The 19,858-nt window shown below is 33.8% G+C and carries 25 protein-coding genes; 3 read left to right on the forward strand and 22 right to left on the reverse strand.

The features are described from left to right. Nucleotides 1-62 precede the first annotated feature (62 nt). From BKH44_RS06095 to BKH44_RS06140, 11 genes are all read right to left on the reverse strand, one after another. Nucleotides 63-401 (reverse strand): hypothetical protein, encoded by a 339-nt coding sequence (locus tag BKH44_RS06095; RefSeq protein ID WP_095271263.1) that lies wholly within the window; start codon nt 399-401, stop codon nt 63-65. Between the two features lie 368 nt (nt 402-769). After that, the gene (locus BKH44_RS06100) at nt 770-2,095 is read right to left on the reverse strand and encodes a hypothetical protein (protein WP_095271265.1); all 1,326 of its coding nucleotides are present in this window, start codon (nt 2,093-2,095) and stop codon (nt 770-772) included. A 259-nt stretch (nt 2,096-2,354) separates the two neighbouring features. After that, the gene (locus BKH44_RS06105; protein WP_095271268.1) at nt 2,355-2,702 is read right to left on the reverse strand and encodes a hypothetical protein; all 348 of its coding nucleotides are present in this window, start codon (nt 2,700-2,702) and stop codon (nt 2,355-2,357) included. 135 nt (nt 2,703-2,837) lie between these two features. Next, the gene (locus BKH44_RS06110) at nt 2,838-3,485 is read right to left on the reverse strand and encodes a DNA adenine methylase (RefSeq protein WP_343217638.1); all 648 of its coding nucleotides are present in this window, start codon (nt 3,483-3,485) and stop codon (nt 2,838-2,840) included. Then, nucleotides 3,454-3,642: a DNA adenine methylase gene (locus BKH44_RS09020; protein WP_343217636.1), complete on the reverse strand. Its 189-nt coding sequence runs from the start codon at nt 3,640-3,642 to the stop codon at nt 3,454-3,456. Before BKH44_RS09020 ends, BKH44_RS06110 begins: the two co-directional genes overlap by 32 nt. 12 nt (nt 3,643-3,654) lie before the next feature. Continuing rightward, on the reverse strand, nt 3,655-4,062 hold the full coding sequence (locus tag BKH44_RS06115) for a DUF1353 domain-containing protein (RefSeq protein WP_095271271.1): 408 nt from the start codon (nt 4,060-4,062) through the stop codon (nt 3,655-3,657). After that, nucleotides 4,038-4,595, reverse strand: a complete 558-nt coding sequence (locus BKH44_RS06120) for a hypothetical protein (RefSeq protein WP_095271274.1) — start codon at nt 4,593-4,595, stop codon at nt 4,038-4,040. Before BKH44_RS06120 ends, BKH44_RS06115 begins: the two co-directional genes overlap by 25 nt. Before the next feature lie 113 nt (nt 4,596-4,708). Further along, entirely contained in the window at nt 4,709-6,172 is a 1,464-nt protein-coding gene (locus BKH44_RS06125; RefSeq protein WP_095271276.1) for a hypothetical protein, read from the reverse strand. A gap of 258 nt (nt 6,173-6,430) precedes the next feature. Further along, nucleotides 6,431-7,453: a hypothetical protein gene (locus BKH44_RS06130; RefSeq protein ID WP_095271279.1), complete on the reverse strand. Its 1,023-nt coding sequence runs from the start codon at nt 7,451-7,453 to the stop codon at nt 6,431-6,433. A gap of 30 nt (nt 7,454-7,483) precedes the next feature. After that, nucleotides 7,484-8,365: a hypothetical protein gene (locus BKH44_RS06135; protein WP_095271282.1), complete on the reverse strand. Its 882-nt coding sequence runs from the start codon at nt 8,363-8,365 to the stop codon at nt 7,484-7,486. Beyond that, nucleotides 8,365-11,823 (reverse strand): hypothetical protein, encoded by a 3,459-nt coding sequence (locus tag BKH44_RS06140; protein ID WP_095271285.1) that lies wholly within the window; start codon nt 11,821-11,823, stop codon nt 8,365-8,367. The genes BKH44_RS06135 and BKH44_RS06140 overlap by 1 nt, the downstream gene beginning before the upstream one ends. Before the next feature lie 47 nt (nt 11,824-11,870). Between BKH44_RS06140 and BKH44_RS06145 the strand changes: the two genes are divergently transcribed. Beyond that, nucleotides 11,871-12,155: a hypothetical protein gene (locus tag BKH44_RS06145; protein ID WP_095271288.1), complete on the forward strand. Its 285-nt coding sequence runs from the start codon at nt 11,871-11,873 to the stop codon at nt 12,153-12,155. A gap of 94 nt (nt 12,156-12,249) precedes the next feature. On the opposite strand, the gene BKH44_RS08975 is transcribed toward BKH44_RS06145, so the two are convergent. From BKH44_RS08975 to BKH44_RS06200, 11 genes are all read right to left on the reverse strand, one after another. After that, on the reverse strand, nt 12,250-12,381 hold the full coding sequence (locus BKH44_RS08975; protein WP_257842610.1) for a hypothetical protein: 132 nt from the start codon (nt 12,379-12,381) through the stop codon (nt 12,250-12,252). A gap of 134 nt (nt 12,382-12,515) precedes the next feature. Next, on the reverse strand, nt 12,516-12,860 hold the full coding sequence (locus BKH44_RS06150) for a hypothetical protein (RefSeq protein ID WP_143428313.1): 345 nt from the start codon (nt 12,858-12,860) through the stop codon (nt 12,516-12,518). Continuing rightward, on the reverse strand, nt 12,860-13,507 hold the full coding sequence (locus BKH44_RS06155; RefSeq protein WP_143428314.1) for a hypothetical protein: 648 nt from the start codon (nt 13,505-13,507) through the stop codon (nt 12,860-12,862). Before BKH44_RS06155 ends, BKH44_RS06150 begins: the two co-directional genes overlap by 1 nt. 1 nt (nt 13,508) lies before the next feature. Further along, nucleotides 13,509-13,850: a phage holin family protein gene (locus tag BKH44_RS06160; protein ID WP_095271294.1), complete on the reverse strand. Its 342-nt coding sequence runs from the start codon at nt 13,848-13,850 to the stop codon at nt 13,509-13,511. Nucleotides 13,851-14,031: 181 nt separating this feature from the next. After that, entirely contained in the window at nt 14,032-14,370 is a 339-nt protein-coding gene (locus tag BKH44_RS06170; RefSeq protein WP_095271298.1) for a hypothetical protein, read from the reverse strand. After that, nucleotides 14,363-14,836, reverse strand: coding sequence for a hypothetical protein (locus BKH44_RS06175; RefSeq protein ID WP_095271300.1), 474 nt, complete (start codon nt 14,834-14,836; stop codon nt 14,363-14,365). Before BKH44_RS06175 ends, BKH44_RS06170 begins: the two co-directional genes overlap by 8 nt. Then, nucleotides 14,833-15,180, reverse strand: coding sequence for a hypothetical protein (locus tag BKH44_RS06180; RefSeq protein WP_095271302.1), 348 nt, complete (start codon nt 15,178-15,180; stop codon nt 14,833-14,835). The genes BKH44_RS06175 and BKH44_RS06180 overlap by 4 nt, the downstream gene beginning before the upstream one ends. Then, on the reverse strand, nt 15,177-15,527 hold the full coding sequence (locus BKH44_RS06185) for a hypothetical protein (protein WP_095271305.1): 351 nt from the start codon (nt 15,525-15,527) through the stop codon (nt 15,177-15,179). The genes BKH44_RS06180 and BKH44_RS06185 overlap by 4 nt, the downstream gene beginning before the upstream one ends. Continuing rightward, nucleotides 15,527-15,748: a hypothetical protein gene (locus BKH44_RS06190; RefSeq protein ID WP_095271306.1), complete on the reverse strand. Its 222-nt coding sequence runs from the start codon at nt 15,746-15,748 to the stop codon at nt 15,527-15,529. The genes BKH44_RS06185 and BKH44_RS06190 overlap by 1 nt, the downstream gene beginning before the upstream one ends. A gap of 11 nt (nt 15,749-15,759) precedes the next feature. Continuing rightward, complete coding sequence (locus BKH44_RS06195) at nt 15,760-16,641, reverse strand: Mu-like prophage major head subunit gpT family protein (RefSeq protein WP_095271308.1); 882 nt, start codon at nt 16,639-16,641, stop codon at nt 15,760-15,762. 18 nt (nt 16,642-16,659) lie between these two features. Then, complete coding sequence (locus BKH44_RS06200; RefSeq protein ID WP_095271311.1) at nt 16,660-17,499, reverse strand: phage protease; 840 nt, start codon at nt 17,497-17,499, stop codon at nt 16,660-16,662. Between the two features lie 128 nt (nt 17,500-17,627). On the opposite strand from BKH44_RS06200, the gene BKH44_RS06205 reads away from it, so the two are divergent. Together BKH44_RS06205 and BKH44_RS06215 are read left to right on the forward strand one after the other, a co-directional pair. After that, complete coding sequence (locus BKH44_RS06205) at nt 17,628-18,137, forward strand: DUF1804 family protein (RefSeq protein WP_180674128.1); 510 nt, start codon at nt 17,628-17,630, stop codon at nt 18,135-18,137. A 188-nt stretch (nt 18,138-18,325) separates the two neighbouring features. Beyond that, nucleotides 18,326-19,855: a hypothetical protein gene (locus BKH44_RS06215; RefSeq protein WP_180674129.1), complete on the forward strand. Its 1,530-nt coding sequence runs from the start codon at nt 18,326-18,328 to the stop codon at nt 19,853-19,855. The last annotated feature ends 3 nt before the right edge of the window (nt 19,856-19,858 follow it).

The following is a 19,858-nucleotide window of genomic DNA, read 5'->3' on the forward strand; positions in this document are numbered from 1 at the left end:
AAATTGCTATTATTAATATCGAAATCCTACTCAAAAGAGTATCCCTTTGTCAATATAAACACTCATTGAATAATATTTTTATATTCATTAAAAACTTCCTTATCAAATACATTTATGCAGTTCAGATTTTTCTTGATAGTTGCTATTTCTTCTTCCCATACATATTCTGCTTCTGTAATGTTTTCATAGACTACAAATTTGTTCATAAAAAATTCACTGATACGGTTGCATTTTTCATCGGCATAAAACAAGTCTTTGATTGTGTCAATACCACTGCCGTAATACCAATAATCAAATATGGCTTGCTTTAACTCCAGATATTGATCCAAATAGGACACGGTTTGCATGTCCATAAAACGTTTGAGTTCTATTTTATAAACTCTTTTTTCTTTGCTTGTCATATAAACTCCTCATATTCCTAAAAGCATTTTTTTGAAAAAATCATTCATAAAACCACAGACAACATCATTAAGACTAAAACCTAAATCCAATTCTTGTATATTCATAATTAACTCCTAATCTTTGATCTTTAATTAGGAAAATTATACCTCTCATAACAACATAAAACATCTTAAATAATGCACTTTGTTAGACTTTTTCTCCCTTATATAAATCAGGATTCAAGCTTTTAAGAATTTAATAAAGAATGTATTTTTAAGATCTTTTTCTTGTATAAAATATTCTATTGCAAGGCATCAAGAAGTTCTCCTCAATTTTGAGGAGATAAAATTTATTTTTTTGCAGATTTAGTTATAAGTCAGGATTAAAATCAATCCTTTTGATTTGATACAAAAGTAAGGATAGGAAAGCCGAATTTATCGAGTTTTGCATTGTAATCTTTGAGTGATTTAAAATCTTTGGCAGTCTCATTTATAAAGTCTTGATTGATTTCTTCTGTTTTTTTATCGATTTTATCTTTAAAGATATTATAGTCATCTTCTCCGTATCGGTATTTATAATCTCTTGCCACTAGGTTACTCATCAATGAAACGGTTTCGTTCATAAAGCTTAGATTATCGGCTATGTCTTTGATATAAGAGAGTAAGAGCATGTCTTGTTTTTGTTTGATGTCTGCATAAGCATTTGCTTGAGCCTGCTTATTGGTTCCTGCAATTTGCAGTTTTCTTACCAGTTCATCTTGCAGTTCGTTAAACTCATCATTAAGGCGTTGTGTATTATAAAATTCAGGATAACAAAACTCTTCTTTATCGTTTTTGCCTTCTTCGCAATAAACCTTATCACCTTTATTGTAGGTTTTATCGCTCACTCCGAGTGTTTCCATCATCTGTTTGGCACGATTCAATAGCGGATCGACCTGTTCAGCTTGCAAAAATCTCATATCCTTTTTATATTCTTCTTCAATTTGCTCCCATTCTTTTTTTGTCTGTGCATAAGAGTCAAAATCTTTTTGCAACAGGTATTGCTTGAGTTTCATTGCATATTCGTGTTGTTTGATTTCATGCTCTATTAAGCTTGCTTGTGCACAAAATTCTAGTCCCATGGCTCTTCCGCTTAAAGTTCCGGCTACAGATTGCGAATTGGTAACAATATTATCGCTTAAAGCATTACCTAAATCCTTTATAGCTTTGATTTCTTCGGATTCTTTACCAGTTTTTGAATATGGAATTTCTTTTTGTTTAGGTGCTATAGCACTGTAACTAAGCCAAGGACAAGCTTTATTGAGTTTTCTTTTAGCAAGATGATCTCTGATTTTATAATTATTAATAGTATTTAAGAGTCTTTTAGAATTGTTTTCCATTCTTTGTTGGATTGCCTTTGCCTGTTTGATAAGATCTCTTGGATCGGCAATATTAAGCGTGGAAGTATTTAAAAAGGTATTCACACTGTTCATCATGTCATTGATTTTATTAAGTTCGTTTAATTGCTCTTTGGCTTTTTCTATCATTTGTGTGTATTGCTTTATCATAGTTGTAGCTTTGTTAATACTGTCAGCCATTCTTGAAGCAGTGAGGGCGGCAGTGGCATTTGCACTGCTGTCATGAACTTCCTGAACAGGTGTAATTGCATTACTGTAAGGCGAAAAAAGGAGCAAGCAACTTACAATAAAAAAAGGTTTTATAAATGATTTTATCATAGAGATTCCTTTAAAATATCAAATAAATTTTTCTGTATTGATTTTGACTTAAAAATAGGATAAATATTTCATATTTATGTCTTTTGCTTCTTAAACAAATATTTTCGTTTTTATTACTTTGTCTTAATCCTAAAAAATGCTAGCATATTTTTAAAAAAATAAATCCATAAATTTGGCATTTTAATTTTTAGGGTAAGATAAGCAAAGTTTCCGGAAAACCAGAAATCAAAAAGGTATGAATTGAAGCATGATTCAAAGATCAAAATCGATAAGCATAGTTGAAAGTTAGATAAGATTGATGATAAAGAGTATTTTGATCAATAGTGCGCGAACTATTATCTATATCTACATATTGAAAAGAGTTTGTCCTTTTGTACCCAGAATTAGCAAATATTCCCCCAAATCGATACATCAATTCAAACTGATGATGTTTATAATAATAATGCAGTCCTATGACAGGATAAATTCCATCGGCAAAAATAGTCTCAAGATTTGAAGAACCTAATTTTCCATTTAAATACCAATCTGCCTGATAACCAACTCCTACATTGAGTCCAAGTGTATGCCTGCCTTTTTCTAAAAAATCCCAAAGGTATTTGACATCCAAACCTGCTTTGATTGGGATATAAGATAAGGTTTTGTTAACACTCCTGTAAAACGCCAGATAAAATCTAAGTGATTTGCAGCTTAAAATCAAAGTGAATATATCTACTTAGATTTTATCTGGCAAATTCAATAGCTTTTAAAAATTAAAAATCAATAGCTCATTATTTTTTCTTGAGTGCATTTGATTTAGCGTATACCTAACTTCAACACTTTCTATTTTAAAATCCTTATAAAGTCCTCTGATAAATTCACAATCATTATAACTCAATATAAATTTTCCCTTAATGTTAGAAAGTAATGTATATAATTCTTGATGTTCTTTAACCCCAAAGCCCTCTGTGTTTTTATAATATGATTCTGTCCCTACATAAGGATGGTCAGCATAAAAAAATGTATCTTTGTTATCATATTCTTTAATGAGTCTTCTAAAATCCATATTTTCAATACATACACCCCTAAGACGTTGGCTATAAATATCATAGCTCCTAAAAATATTTTTAGGTTTTCTTTTCTTGCACATTGCAAAGTGATCTCCTTTGCCACCAAAACTCATCGCAATAGTGAAATAATAATATGCTGCCCTTTCAATATCATTTCTAGGTTTTAAAATCCCATTTTTTACCCCTTCAAAAAGTTCTCTAGAACACAACATATGATTCAATACATTCCTAAAGCTCTCAGGGCGTGTTTGTATGATTCTATGTAGATTTATCAAATCCCCATTAATATCATTAACCACTTCCACATATTTTTTATAATGACCCTTGATTTTTTGGCTTAGCATAAAGAACACTCAAGCTCCCGCCAAAGACTTCTACATAACAAGCATGCTCTGGTATCATCTCTACAATAGTTTTAGCTAATTTACTCTTACCACCTACCCAACAAAAAGGTGCTTTAAGAGTTGTTGGTAAAAATAAAGGTTTTTGTTCATAAGGCATTTTTACTCCTTTTTATTTAAACTTTTTTATAAACGCATAAAGCCTCACAGCGTAATACAATGTCAAACGTGTGCTTTTTTTAATATTTAAAAATTCCATTGATTCTAAAAAAATCTCATCACAAGTTTTTCTCTTTATAGACCCCTTATGAAATGCATCACAAAGATAATCATGTAATATGCAAGACTTAGCATAATTCTCAAAGGGTGATAAAACAAACCAAAATATCTTAGGAATACTACCTCCATCACTAACATAATCTTTTGGCACGATAATAAGACTTCCTGATTTGCTTTGATAAACAATAGATTCTAAAAGTCTTACTCGCATACCATCTTTATGCTCCCAAAATATTTCAGCTTTTAGTGATGAGTTTAAAGATTTTATATCTGCCATCATCCCACCTTCTCTTTTATCCACTCATAATCCTCCCATTTAAGCCTCCTGATAGAATCTACATCATCAAGCGTCTTAAGATATTCTTTGAGTACACCACAAATATAGATGATTTCACTCTTAGCTTTGAGTCCATCAAAATAGACTTGTTTTAATTGTTCTTTGGTATGAGGGATGTTTTGTTTGCCTTTTGGATTGTCTTTAGATTCACACCTAAAAAAGCTATCAATCCCAGCTATCACTAATCCCATCAAATTGATTTGGTCTTCTTGTGCCATATCATAGATATAAGCACTCCCTAAGGCAGAGGATTGAAAGTTTTCTAAATATTTATCACAAATACTATTGAATTGTGTAGTCTTTCTAATCCTTTCATAACCAAGCAATTCTTGTCTTTTTTCTTCATATTCTTTTGGTAAGTCTTCTTGGATAAAAGGCTCATTTAGTTCTATATCTTCTAAGGGTTGTACATAGATAAAAATTCCATTGTTATAAAGAGTTTTGAATTCCCCTTTGACCTCATCAATCTTATCTATACTTAATTTGTAAGTTTTCATTGTTGTTTCCTTTATTATTTGATTTATATGGAACGGAATAAATCCGTATTCATTCCTAAAGTTTAGGGTTATTCCGTGCTACGCACATATCAAGCCAATTTCAGATGTTTTGCTCAATTTTCTCCTAATGGCAATATTTGAGGTTGTAAGATATTGGTTGAATAATTGAGGTTACCATTGTAGCTAGTCCCACACGCATACAACCGCTCTCCATCTGTAGCTATCAATACCCTCTCAGCCTCATACCAAGAAACAGGGAAATAATCAATGATATTATTAGGTGTGATAAGCTTACTCCAATCCCTCACATTATTGTTATGCCCTAATCCTAAAGCATTATTGTTATAACCAAAACTCCAAAGCCCATCATTAAAATCTTGAGCATAAAAAGCAGGGTAACCATAAGCTTGTGAGGCTATGGATTTAAACTTCACACTTAAATTGAGATTCTTTTTTAAGTTATTGCCAATGCGTCTATCACCAAAGCCATAATCCCCATATCCCCAAGACCATACATTACCTTCTTTGTTTAAGTAAAGACAAGTTGACAAACCAGCCCCACCTATAAACATATCTTTTTCATTCAATCCATTAAATATCTCTACACAAGAAGTTTTATCCAACAAATCATTTTGCGATAGTTGAGATTGTGCGTTATACCCACAGCCATAAAATTTATTATTTGAAACAAAAAAGCTCGAACCTTTCCAGCCACTTGTATCCCTTGTATAATGATAGACTTTAGAGACATTTTTGAGTGGGTGGAGTTCAGGACTCAAAACATTTGTAGTTTTACCCATTCCCAAACATCCATTCCCATTCCACCCCCAAGCCCAAAGATTACCTTTATCATCAAGTGCAAAAATACCACTCACTACATTATTTCCACCAAATATCTCTGTGATATTTGCCAAAGAATTTATCCGTACAAAACGATTAGAATCTATTGTATTGCCAATGCCAAGCTCCCCTTCTGTATTCCTCCCACAGCTCCATACCGTTCCATCTTCTAATAAAATAGTGCAAAACTGCAAGCTAGAGGTATAGCTTTTTGAACAAACTTGTTTGATTTTAGCCCTAAAGCTTACCTTCTGAGGTATGGGTACTACAGAGTTATGACCTAGTCCTAAACATCCTTGAGAATTATTCCCCCACACCCACATAGCATTAGAGTCTTTTTCTATAGCATAGAAATTAGCATGCCCTCCTACTACATCTTTGATTTCTATACCCTTTGGGATAGCCAAACGGCTAAAACCCCAAGCTATAGGTGTGCGACCTGAGCCTGTGGTATTGATGTCAACCCCACCTGAAATATACACATCTCCATACAAGATAATTTCATCATTTATGCCTATATAGACTTCTTGATACATAATGCCCCTATAAGCATTGACATTTTTTAGCAATCGGATTTGTTTCTTTGCTATGCCTAATTTCAAAGATTGTGCCAAAGCATTCAAATCCCCTTTTAAGGTATTTGCATAAACCTCTAAAACTTTAGCATCTTCTTTGATTTCTCTTTGTTTGATTGCTTTGAGTTCTTCGAGTTTATTTAATATTTCAGATTCATTCATCTTTTCTCCTTTATATATTGATTTATCTGGATTTAGACAAAGCCTAAATCTAAGACCATTACGCAAGATATAAAATCTTGCTACATTCCTAAAGTCAGGGTTATTCTAAAGCTTCGCTTTATCATCAACCCGAGTTTAAGATATTCTCTTCCTCTTCAAGCATTTTAGGGGGTTTGGGGGTTTAAGGGGATAAGGGTGCACTTTACAATTCAAGCCCCCTTATCCCCTTTGAAAGAAAAACCTTAATAGCTTTTAAAATCACAAACCCAACTCCACTAAGTTTTCTTCTCTCAACCTCCTTACCTCATCTTTGATTTGATTGATTTTATTTTCCTCTAATGGTTGCCCAGCATAAATCCCCTCAAGATAGCTAATATGATTGACTTCTACATCATTAGCCCTTCCATAGATAGGATTACTCACTGATGCCTTAAAGCCTATGTTATATCCTGGTGCTGAAGAACTATTAGCATAGCCTCTACCTACAGCACCCATATTATAAAATGCACCACTAAGACTACCTAAAGCATTGCTATCATTAAATTCCCTCCCTTCAATATCAGGCAAACCACTTTCTGTAAATTTACCTACTTCCTCCATATTTGAAGTCCCTTTAGAATAAAACCCACTTGAGGGCAAGACAAACTTATTATTTAGCAAATCTACTCTAATTCCTTCTGCATAAAACCAAAGCAATAAATAATCAGAAATATCAAGCATTTTTCCTAAACTAACGTGTGTTTTAGGCAAGCAATTACGATAAAAATAATCTTTCCTCCCAATTTGTTGTTTTTGGGTTTGGGTGTTTTGATAAAAAGTGATTTCTTCCATTACATAATCATTTAGCTCACTTAATATCTTCCATTCCTTATCTTTGGGATTTTCTTGTTGTGCTTGTATTTCTTCAATGATTTCTTTTTTAGATTCTAAAAGCTCTTCTTTTGAAGTTTTAGTTTCAAAAACAATCGCTTCTATCCCTCCATTTTTAGCTTCATCATATGCTTTTATTAGCTCATCAATACGAACTTCTTTTATTTTTTGCTCAACACTATCTATAGCCTCTAAAGTAGAAGCTTTAAGCTCTTCTTTTAACTCTTCATTCTTTACATATAGTTCACTTTTAAATTTTAAAGTCTTTTGCTCTAAACTCTCACCCAAAGCATTAAGTTCTTTTTGAAACTTAGGCAAGCTTTCTACAAATTCATCAGCCCTCCTAGCAAAACTTGCCACATCTTTTGTCGTAGGTGGTATAGGCAGTGGCGTTATTTTTATCTCAACCATAATGACTCCTTAAAAAATTTTTATCACCAATCACACTAACCCCTCTAGCTCTAAGCTAGCAATCGCCATATTCCTTTTTTCCAACAATACCTCCCATTTTTTCAAAATGCCAAAGTTAATGAGGCTTTTGTAATTTTGTGTGATCACAAAGACACAAGGCTCACCTCTAAGCTCAATAAAAGCATTGATACACAAATCCATTGATGATATAGGGATAGCCACATCAAAAGAATTAGTCTTTTTATAATTACCCTTCATAAGGCTTGTATTGCCCTCTTCATCTGTTTGTATTTTTGAAAAATCAATCGCAGAAATTGTATTTTTATAAAGACTAATACCCAATTCTTCAACATTCCCACAAACAATATGCCCAATTTTGGCAATATCATTAGCAGCATTTAATGTGATTTTAAAACTAACTGCCCTATGAGCAGTACTGCGTTCAAAATAAATATCTTTTTGCCTTCGATTACTCCAATTACCAAAAAAATATTCCCTCCAATCAAAAATATCTCCTCCATAAAGTTGATATTCCACACTCTCTAAGATTTCTATTTCTTTAGTGTTCTTAGTATTGATAACCTCTATCTTTAGCCTCTCCCCCCACAAATTAGCCAGATATAAAGCCTTAGTTTCCTCTGCAGTGATGACAAGTTCAATATTTTGCTCTCTTCTAGCCTGCGTATTGACAAAAAAATCAAACGCAGCATAGTCATTACTAGCCCCCAAATTTTGCCAGTAAGCCTCTTTATCTAATGGCTCAGTGTTATTATCTAGCATACTTTTATAGCGAGTATGATTATTTTGGATGATTTCTCCTTTAACATAGGTTTTTCCTTGTTCATACAATGGAGTATCATCACTAAGGTTACTTGAGATGATGATAATATCTGAACGTCTTAAAATCTTCATCACACCACCCCTTGGGTCTTGAAAACAGGTTGCTGTAAACTCAAAGTATTTGCCATTTCTTGAAAAGAAGATAATAAGTTTTTAAGCGTCTTTAAAGTCTCTAATCCCAATTTTTCAGAAGTATTGGTATTTTCTTCACTAAGCTCATTTAGCATTCTAGTTTTCTTTAAATACGGATCAATCATTTTGAGTTTGGTTTTACTCTCATTTTTTAGGGCTTCTTCATATTTTTTAGAAGCTTCTGCACCGTTTTTTAAAGCCTCCCCTAAGTCATTGATTGTATTGATAGTGTTAGGATCAAAACTTTTCTTAATAGCTTTTTCTCTATACTGCAAGTAATTATCAATGTTAATGCCCCCTATTCCTAAGCTTTCTTCAATCCTTTGGATGTTCTTATCAGATAATTGTTTTTGATAAGCAAGCGTAGCAATATCATCACCCTTAAAGCCAAACAACCAACTTTGAAATTTCTCCCCAGAGCTAATATATTTGCCTAAAGTTTCTTTGATAGCTAAGGCAGTATCCTTAGAGTTAGAAGCCGCATAATCAGACCAGATTTTATAAAACCCTTCTGTTTTAGCACTATAAGTGACTTTGGCAGATGTTTTTACTTTTTGTAGGGCATCTTCATCTAACTTGTATTGGTTTGCAAGGTCTTTTAAAAAATCATCTAAACTATGAGAATAGCCATCAAAAATATAAAGTCCCCACTCTCCTGTATAATGTCGTTTGCTCTTATCATCAACAAAAGTAGAGATAAATTCTTTGATACCTTCATTATTCAAGCTCGCATAATCAGCATAAATACCTGCTTGGATACTAAGCTCTTTTGTACTACCAGTGATATCTTGGAGTAAATATCCAAAAGTCCTTAGATTATCCCTCACAGCCCTCAATGCTTGAGTATTAGCCTGCTGGTATTCCACCCAATCTTTTGTGCCTAACTCCATCCCAAAGCCATTTTTTTTGACCTCATGCCAATCAGTGCGTTCGCTAGCTTTGATAACATCCTTAGTAGCAGTGCCAAATAACTCTATACTTTGCTTAGATGTTTTTTCTGTATATGTCTTAAATCCTGATAATAAACTCCCCCCAATCCCACCAATAATACCCCCAAGCACAGGACCCAAAACAGGGACAAAAGTCCCAATCCCAGCTCCAAGACCAGCCCCTATTATTCCGCCTATTTGCATATCCTTTTTAGCTTGAGGGTTGGATTTATCAGCAAATAAGCTGCTAAATATCCCACTAGCAGCAATGCCTATAATCGCACCTGCTAGAGCCATACCCAATTTATCGCCTGCACTTTTTCCAAAATCCTGCCCATATTTTTCAAAAAGCTCTCCATCCCCAAATACCTTATCAAAGCTCCCTGCAATCATCTTAGAAAATGCCTCACCTATACTCGAATCAATCATTGCCCCAACCAAGCTTCTACTAAAAGCTTGAGTGAGGGCAGTAGATAATGAAGTACCCAAATCATTTATCCAAGAACTCATATCTCTAAATCTACCACTAAGGGCATTGAAAAACTGCTCATTTAAAGCAGAATTCAAATTTGATGTCCAATCACTATAAAAAGCATTTGTCTTAATGGCTACTTCTTTGAGGTCTTTGATTTTTTTATCATGCAATTTGGTTTCTACGCTATAGAGTTCTTTTGCCCCAGCTATACTAATCTCTTGATTTTTAAGCTTTTTGTTTATTTCAAGATTAAGATTATTGATAGTTTGTTCAAACCTCAAGTTCTCTAAAGCAATATTTTTATTCAATCCCTCATCCATTGCTTCGATATTTTTACTTTCAATAGCATATTTATTTTCAAAATAATTCTTAAGGCTTAAAGATTGATATTTTGAATCGAGTTCATCTACCAAGATACTTTGGGCTTTGAGGGCATCATTTAGTTTCATACCACTATCAATCCAGCCTTGTGTTTTAAGTGCGATTGCTAAGCTTTCTTTTTGGTATTCATTTAAGCCTATTTGTGAAAGTTCAAGATAAGCACTCTTAAGGCTATTGAGGGCATTGATATCTTGGGCAATAGCTTTAGGATTGCTTATAAGCTTATTTAGAGTTGGCACTTTAAGTTCATTTTCTCGCCTTCTTTTTTCATTCAAAAGCCTTTGGTATTCTTTTTGGGCACTTACAAACGGAGATTCCCCTGCAGTAAAAAATCGCTCAGAAAAGCTATAATCCCTTTGTTCATATTTCCTTTTTTGTTCTAAATAATTCTTTTTAGCAACTTGGATTTTAGAATCTAGTGTTTTATCATCAATTTTTTGAATATTATTGAGGGTATCTTGTGTTGAATTTTTCCAGTTTAAAAAGACTTCAGAGATAGCAAATAAAACAGCAGGCACACCAAAGCTAGAAAGCATTATTTTAAGCCCTCTTAAAGAAAGAGTAAAGGCTTTTATGCTTATATTAGCCACATCTATTCCATTGCTAAACAAAGCAATCGAGGCCTTGCTTAAAGCAAGCATTGCATTCACACTAGCAATAGCAGGCTTAGCCAATAAAAATGTTGAAGCAAACAAAGCAATATGTTTACTTACTTCTATGGTAGCTTGAATATAAGTTGCTAACTCTTGAGTATGATGATTTAAGTAATCACCAATTTTTTTAATACCCTCAGTAATGGATTGAAAATATGGTGCAAGAGCAGCTTGTTTGAGTGCATCCACACCTGTGTGCAAAGAAGAAAGTGCTGCCTCATAAGTAAGTGCAGATTTAGAAGCCAAAGAAGAAAAAACTCCAAGTTTTTCTAACATTAGGTTATAAAGATTACCTTCTTTTTTAGCCTTACTCATCGCCTCAGTACTCAATCCCTGTGCAGCTACAAATCTTCCAAATGTAGTCACTGTCTGTGCTACCCCACTACCCAAAGAATCTAGTGTGGTTTTCAAAGAATCCACACTAGCCCCACTAACTTGAGCAGCATACACAATCCCCTCAAAAACCTTCTTAGCTTCATTTAAGCCCATAGAAGCAGACGCAGTAGAATAAAATGATTTAAACATTTCAGTTAAATCTGCTACTGCATAAATAGAACTTTGATGGATTCTAGTCATATCTTTGATGACTTCATTTGCCTCTTGCATTGAAAGAGACCATTTAGTAGTAGCATCTATAGAATGCCCTAATGAATCGACATTTTGATGATTAAGCGTTACAAGAGAAGCCAAAGAAAGCTTTTGTTGTTCTAATACAGAGTTAAGACGGATAGATTCTTTGATAGGTTCTGTAAGGAAACCTATTGTTTTATCAATACCCTTCCACCATAAACTGATAGATTGTAATGGATGGGCATAACTATCTAATTGTTGTTTTATTTTTTGAAACCCTTTATTCGCAATCTCTGTATGTTCTTGTGTTTGCACTAAGGTTTGATTGAGCGAAGCAAGATTTTTAGTTTCTGTATTGATTTTTATCTTGACTGCGACATTTTTTTCCATTATAATCTACCTAAATTATATATCTCTAAGAGATGGAGGATATGAGTATGTTTTATCCAGTCGATGCCATTAGTGGCTTTTTGATAGTTTTGTTTAGTATTTTTTATTGGAGATATACAAAAAAACAAGAAAAATTGGGCTTTAAAATTGCCAAAGCCCAATTCCTTAACCTCCCACAAACTAAGCTTTACCTTAAAAAAGGCTATGAAATCTCTAAGATAACTGATTTGGGGAATGATGAATATGAATTTAACCTTACTTTGAATCCAGACAAAGACCCAAGCAATCCTAAAAATAAAAAAATACACCAAGAGATCAAAAAAAGCATTTAAAGCATTCAAAAACAATCTTTTATAACCCTTTAAAATAGTTTTAAAGCTTTGATTTAAAAGCTTGATATTTTGAATCTGACTAAATCTAAGAGTCTTATTCACTCCTAATCCTTTCTATTTCACTATTCATCTCTTTTAATATCCCATAAACCTCTATGCAATCCAAATCATATTTTTTACAATAATCCTTCACTACTATATAATCTATCTCATTCCATACCCCCATACCTCCACCTTGCAGCCTTTGAGAAAGGCAAAGACAGCCCGCAATAATGAGTTCTTCTATATCTTGTAATTCCTGAGCTAAAACAACAGAGTTTTTATCTTTAGATAAATACCCTTGTTGCTTTGCCCAGATGATTAGTTTTTTCTTTTTATCTCTTTTTGTTTGATAAACTCTTCATTCATAGCATTAAAAAAATCTTCCAAAGTAGAGTTTTCTAAAAGCTCATTGATAAAGGTATTTTTAATCACTCTAGCTTCTTCTTCAGAAAGCAATTTATTAGAATCTAAGCTATCGAGTTTTAAAATTTCTAGATTTTCTCTAAGGAGTTTTTCATTAGCTTGAAGTATTTCTTCTAGCCCAGATGCCCTAGAGATTTCTAAGACTTGCTTTTGATTGGGTTGGTAGTATCTAAAAGTATGGTTGTCTTCAGAGCTAAACTCTACATAATTTCTTTTTATTTTATAAACAAAGCTACTCATCATTTACCTCCTACACTATCTTTAGCAACGGATGGAGTTTTAGCTTCTTTACTTGCTCTATCTATAGCTTCCAAAGTTATCGATTCATCTTCTACGATATAATGGGTATAATACCCCTCACTCGTAGCATTCGCACTCCCCTCAAGCTCAAGTACTCCAAAATCCCCATCATTGATTAAGCTCAAATCTCCACTCATAGAAATATTAGCCTCATACACCACTGCTGCGACTTTTTTGCCAGCAATAGGTTTGCCCAAAAATGTAATCTTAGCTTTGATGATCCCCACACTACCTGCCTTAAGCACAGATAAAGCCGTATCTTTTAAAGCTTTCCCTCCAAATGGAAAGTCCTCGCCTGTTTTAATCACTAAGCTTTCTACCTTCGCTCCAAAGGCTAAAGCTAGATTTTGTGCAGAAAAATCATTGCACTTCATTTTAAGCGTCATTGATTCATCAGTGATGATTTCAGCTATTTTTTGTTTGGCTCCATTTTCCCTGCTAAAAGCTTGAGCTTTTGTGATTTCTCTACTCAAAGTAAGCTCAATACACCCTAAATTAAAAGGTTTTTGCAAACTCCCATCTTCTTTATAGATTTCAATATCTACTCTACCACCACTAAAAAATAAGTTTTCTTTTTGCTTGTCCATATCAATCCTTTTTTGTCCCAAATTTTTTTTCAAAAAATGAAATCACAAGCCTTGAGGCAGTTTCTGCCCCTATAAAGCCAACGCCACCTGCTAGAGCTGAAGAGAGGGATAATGGAAAATTTGTATAATAATTAAGCACTTCATAAGCAATCCAAGTAGTAAGCATAGAGCTCCCCACTCCATAAATCACATATTGAATCATCTTAGCCTTAGTATCAATGCTAACTTCTTTAATCGTCCTTAAGACAAAAAGAATGCCTACAAATATCCCTAAAATCAAGATGAAAAAATAAGGAAGATACTCCCTTATAGATATCCCCAAAATCACCAAATCCTTTTCCACGCCCTAATCCTTATCCCTACCTTTGATACAAAACCTTAAGTCCTCCTCTAATAGCTCCATATAGCCCAACAACCTTTGTATATCTTTAGTCACATCCCCGCTCCTAGCTGGTTTTTCTCTAAGCTCAATCCCACACTTAGTAGGGACTAATACCTTCTGATATATAGGGTAGCTACAGCCCTCAAGTAGAATCAGGAGGGTTATAGAATAAATCCAATGCATCCTTTATCCCTTTTAGTTGAGATTGGCAATCCTTATCTTCAATCTCAATCTTTTTGTATTTCTTAATGATTGATTTTTCAATCTCAGGCAAAGCTTTTTTATAAGCTTCTATATTTAGAGCTTTTGAAGCAATAAATTGATTTTGATACTCTAATTTTTCTTCAAGCTTAGCTATTTCTAATCCCTGCTTAATCCCATCATCTATTTTATGATGGATATAAAATCTTATCCCGCCAATGAGTCCTATAAGGGCTAATACACTTATCAATAAGGTTTTAAATCTCAATAAATCAAGCATCTCTATCTTCTTTTTCCATAAGCCCACTAAGCCTTAAGGCTCTGTGTTTAACTTGAATAAACCAATCAGAATCCCTCATCTCTTTGGCTGCTAATTTATAGTCATGAACTTTAAGGGCTTGGATCATTTTTTTAAACCCTATAAGTTTCTTGATACCTAAATTGTAAGCCATATCTAAAAGCACAGCCTGTCTTTGAGAATCAAGATGATTAAACCAGCCAAATTTAGATAGATTGCCATAAAGCTCTTCTACTCTACTAGCTAGCCAATCACTAGCCAAATCTTCACTATATTCTTGATGATTTAAATCCAAACTTCTTTTCTCTTCATCTGATAATGGAAATACTTTCAAATTCCTCCCATAACCAATCGTTAAAATACCTTTTGTATCCAAGTAAGGTTTAGGCTTAAAGCCCTCATGAATCTTAATCAAACTCATAGCCTTAGAGATAGCCTCACTCTTCATAAAGCCACCTTAAGTTTGATAGATATTTCATAAACAAATAAGCCCTCATTAATAGCATTTAGTCTCAACCCCTCAAAAATCATCCGTGTTTGCTTATTGAGTGCTTGGTTTTCAAATATTTTCAATACACACTCATCACTAGCTTCTAATCCTGCATTCATATCCTTATCCAATGTATTAAAAGCAATCAATAGCTTAAAGCTCCCCTCTAAGCTTCTATTTTCTCCTTTAGACAATCCTTCAAATACAAAGTACTTACCCCTCCCTTTGATAGTTTCTGAACTCAAAGGGATAAAATCAAAAAAGAGTTCTCTAAGGCAATGGATTAAATAAGCTATCTTCATAAAAAATCCTTCCTTTGTAAAACCAAAAGTTTTTTAGAGCTTTTCAATCCTTCATCATCTATATAAGGAGCTTTTTCAATCACTTTTAAAGCTTTGTTTAAAAGCATTTCATCTTCCCCATTCAACCCAATCTTTAGATAAAGCTTAAGCCTTGCATAAGCAAAATCTAGCTTGATATAATCTGCTACCTTTTTATCCCCTACTGCTTCATCCATATCTTTAAGTGCTTTGAAAGCTAAAGCTTCATTGACCTCTCCCTCATTATCCAAAGCCCCCTTAGCCCGCTCTAATAATTCATTTAATAATGGATGAGTAAAGTTTGGTTCTTTAATAGACTCCTCTTGCATTATCTGCCTTGAGGAGACTTTTTAATCTCTTTAGCTTCCTCATTGAATGCTTGTTTTTCTTCTATCTTGCCTAATCTAGCCTTTATCTCATCAATATTGATTGTAAGGTTTTGTAATGTTTCTAAGATTTTAGAAGTGTTTTTAACCTTTTGCAACTCTAAAGCTTCTTTATCTTTATTCAAATCTTGTCTTAAGCTTCTAGCTTGTTCTCTATTATTCATATTTCTCCTCCTTAGATACTACTGCCATCTGATTTAAAAGCTTGCTGCCACAATCCATAGCCTGCATTATCTTCAGTATCGATACCATAACGCAGCTCTCTCCTCATAAAGTTTGCTTCAGAATCTGGTTTATCCAACGCACTAAATTCTACTTCTTTATTTTTTTGCAAGACAAAAGGCTTGATAGTTTTAGTCGTATCAAAGAGATACCAAGCTTTAGGATCATTAAGGAAAGGACAGACATAAAGCTCTCCCATTCCATAAGTCATATTAGTTTCGCCATTTTTAAGCGTTTGCTTATTAAGTATCTCAATCCCTACATATTCAAGCTCAGGTGGCACGACCAATAAAGATGGCGTAATCCTTAAAGGTTTGCCCTCTTCATTGACAACTCCTCTCATTTCAGAACGTGCTTGCATAAAAGAAGCTTGACTTAAAGCCTTATTTGAAATATTGGTAAATTTTTTTGTTCCTATCATATGGCTATCCGAAAAGAAGTTTTGCCCATCATAGCAAACCCCATTAGCCTCAAGCAGTGAGAACACCAAATCATCATAATGCCCAAGTGCAAGCTCAGCCATATTTTTAATCTGAACAGCTACGATGCCAAGCGAATCATAAGCGATGACATCCCTATCTACAGTAATAGTGCTTTCGAAATTCTTCTTAGAGATCAGATATTTATACCCCTCAATCTGTTTAAGAACCCTATCACCTACCCATTCTCTCATTGATGGAAGTGCTGCAAGCCAGCGATAATCCACGCTAATAGTATTAGCTTTTACCTCCATAGCGATTTTTTGATAATCCCCAGTTTTAGCTTCCAATGCGTTATTAAAAAGTGCTGAAAGCTGTATGCTTACTTCTGCAATCGTTTGTGCGTCTAATTTCATTTTTACCTTCCTTAATTCTTATTGATTGATTCCAAGCTGTCGCTTGATTTCTAAGCTTAACTCTGATTGGAAATTTTTATTTTCTTCCATATTGCTAGTTTGAAGACTAGAATCAGAAATAGCATTTTTAGCTTCGATCTTATATATCTCTAAAAACTTATCTAACGTTTCAGCATTTAGCTCTAAAAGCTCTTCTTTTCTTGATGGCAATAATTCTTTATTAGCAATCGCTTGTTCTATCCTTTGGATTTGATGATTTTTCTCTAGCATTGCCCTCTCTTGAAGTAGTTTTTCATTTTCATTTCTAAGGGTTTGATTTTGAGTTTTAAGCTCACTTATATCTTTGCTCAAAGCTTCTAGTTTTTCAAGTGCACCTTTAAGTTCATTTTCCATTTGTATCCTTTCATTATTTGATTGAAGAGTTTCAAATTGATTGTTCAATGCCAAGCCGCTAAGATTAGGGAGATTGACTAGCCCGATTGAATGCAGGCTTTTGACCACTAGCTTACCCTCATCTTTGATAGCCCTAAAAGCAGGGGATAGATAACGATAAGCTTTATTTTTAACAAGTTCACTCCCCTTAGGCGTAAGCTCTAAGTCTGCATAAATACCATCTTCTTTTAAGATTGGATTTTTAAACCATCCCATTGCCTCACCCTCATATTGATGGTTTAGATCCAACATCAAATCAGCTGGAGATGTTTTGAGCCCTCCATAGACCTCTTCCCCCTTGATTTCAAAACATCGCCCATCAGCCCCTACAACCTCTTCTCCCACAGGCAAGATTTTTACTTCTTTTTGAAAAATAGGTTCTTTAAAGTCTTCTTTAAAATTCAGCTCTAAAAACAGATTATCCATTCAATTCCTTTCTCAATTTTAAAAATCACATTCTAATCCCACTAAAATGGTATTTTTGTCAAAACTTTTGTCAAAAAATCCACCCAAAACTTGCCACAATGGCAAAAAATATTCAATCAAGGGAAGCAGTGATAAATAAAGAAAAAAAACCAAAGTCTTCAAATATCAGAGAAGAGATTAGGGCAGCTTATATACAAGGAAACACTATTGGAGATATTTGCTTAGCTTTTGATATGAGTCCATCAAATATCCATTATCACAGGAAGAAGGATTTAGAAAATGGCATTGATTGGCACAGCCTTAAGGTTGAAAATCAAAGGGATTTATCAGATTTAGGAAAAAAGAAAGACTTATTTTTAAAGAAGCTTATCGGGGCTTTTGAAAAGGTATTAAAAGACTCCAATGATGATTCCTTAGAGCCAAAAACACTCCAAAGCTTCGCAGAAGCTTATTATAAAATCCTCTCACCCAAAAGCTTTGATGCAAAAACCCTAACCCAAAAAAGTGCCCAAGATACTATTGAAGCAATTGCTAAGCTAGCATTAAAAGAAAACAATCAAGCCGTCGCTAATTTTTTATCACAAAAAGCTGACCAAATCATTGAACTTGTCTTTAAAAAGAAGAGCGAGGGTTTATGAAGTTCTATTTATGTTGTTGCAATCATTTTTGCCCAAAAATAAAAAAATTCACAAATACCCCTAAAATCTTCTTAAATCTCAAGACCAATATACAGATAGCACCCTTTGAATTTTATAAGCTTTTAAAGCCATTTAAAACCCTTTTAAAAGCTATTTTTGGATTCAAGAGTCATTAAAGGACAGATAAAATGAGAGATAACAAAGAACTCCGAGCTTTCCTAAAATCCCTTCCATTATTGGGAGATAAGGATAGGGAAGTGCGTATTAGGCAAGCCAAAGAAGATTTTAGATTTTTTACTCAAACCTACTTTAGCCACTACCTCACCCCTAATGATACTTCGATATTTAGAAACTTCGTATATGACAATATAAAAGAATTGTTAATCCCTCATAAAATGCTTTTATTCAAAGCCTATCGTGGGGCAGCAAAGACGACGCTTTTAAGCAGATTGCTTACTTTATGGCTACTGCTTTGCCAAAGCAAACATTACGCACTCATCATATCCTCCACACTTGATATTGCTAAAGAAAGCATTGAAACGCTTAAAGTTGAATGTGAAGAAAATACCAATCTAATCAGTGATTTTAGCCTCAAAGTTGGAGGTGTATGGAGTGGAGAAGAATTTGTCCTAAGAGTAGATAAAAATCTTATCAAAGTCAAAGCCTTTGGAGCAGCTAAGAAAATCAGAGGCACAAACTTTCTAGGCAAACGCCCTGATTTTATTGTCTGTGATGATATAGAAAATGATGAAAATGTCCAGAGCAAAACCCAAAGAGACAAGCTCCAATCTTGGTTTTTAAAAGCTGTACTAAAACTCCCCTCAAGAACACAAGATTATAATATCTTAATAGTAGGCACCACTCTGCATTATGATTCTTTACTCTCACGTTTAGAAACAAGGAGTGATATTAAAAGTTTTAATTTCCCTCTAGTTTTAGATTTTGGAGAAAGCATCGAAGGCTTAAATAAGGATAATGCTAATAGCTATCCTTACAATGAGATGATTTTAGATGATGAATGTTTAGATAAGCAAAGCGTGCTTTTAGAGTTTTTAGAAGACAAAGACTCTTTTTTCTCAGAATATCAAAACATGCCACTTTCCAAAGAAAATGCTCCCCTATCAAACTACATCACTTATGAATGCTTACCTGCCCAAATTGATTCTGCTTATATTGGCATAGATCCAAGTTTAGGCAAAGCAAGGGGTGATTTATTTGGCATATGCGTACTTTTTTATTCCAAAGCCCTCGATAAATATTATGCCAAAGCCCTCCCTTATAGGATCAATCCAGAAAAGATGATTGATGTGATTTTAAAGACTTATTTAAAAGCTTATCAAAAAACTCCTTTTGTAAAAATTGCCCTTGAAACAGTTGCCTATCAAGAGTTTTTCAAACAAATCTTAATAAAAACTGCTAAACAAAGAGGCTTAGGACTAATCCCAGTCATAGAATTAAAAAACACTCAAAATAAAGAACTAAGACTAGATACCCTAGCACCACTTTTAAGTGATGGCGATATATTGATTGAAAAAAGCTGCTATGAACTAAGATTAGAGCTAGATACTTATCCAAAATCCAAATACGATGACCTCTTAGATGCCCTAGAGTTTGCCCTAAGAATCGCAAGAAATGCAAAGCATACAAACTATGCCCTAAGCCTAAAAGCTTCAAGACACAATAAAGCAAGGTTCCAAAACCTAAAACAAAGATTATAAGGA

Origin of the sequence: Helicobacter sp. 13S00477-4, assembly GCF_002272785.1 — a bacterium.
Classification (GTDB): domain Bacteria; phylum Campylobacterota; class Campylobacteria; order Campylobacterales; family Helicobacteraceae; genus Helicobacter_J.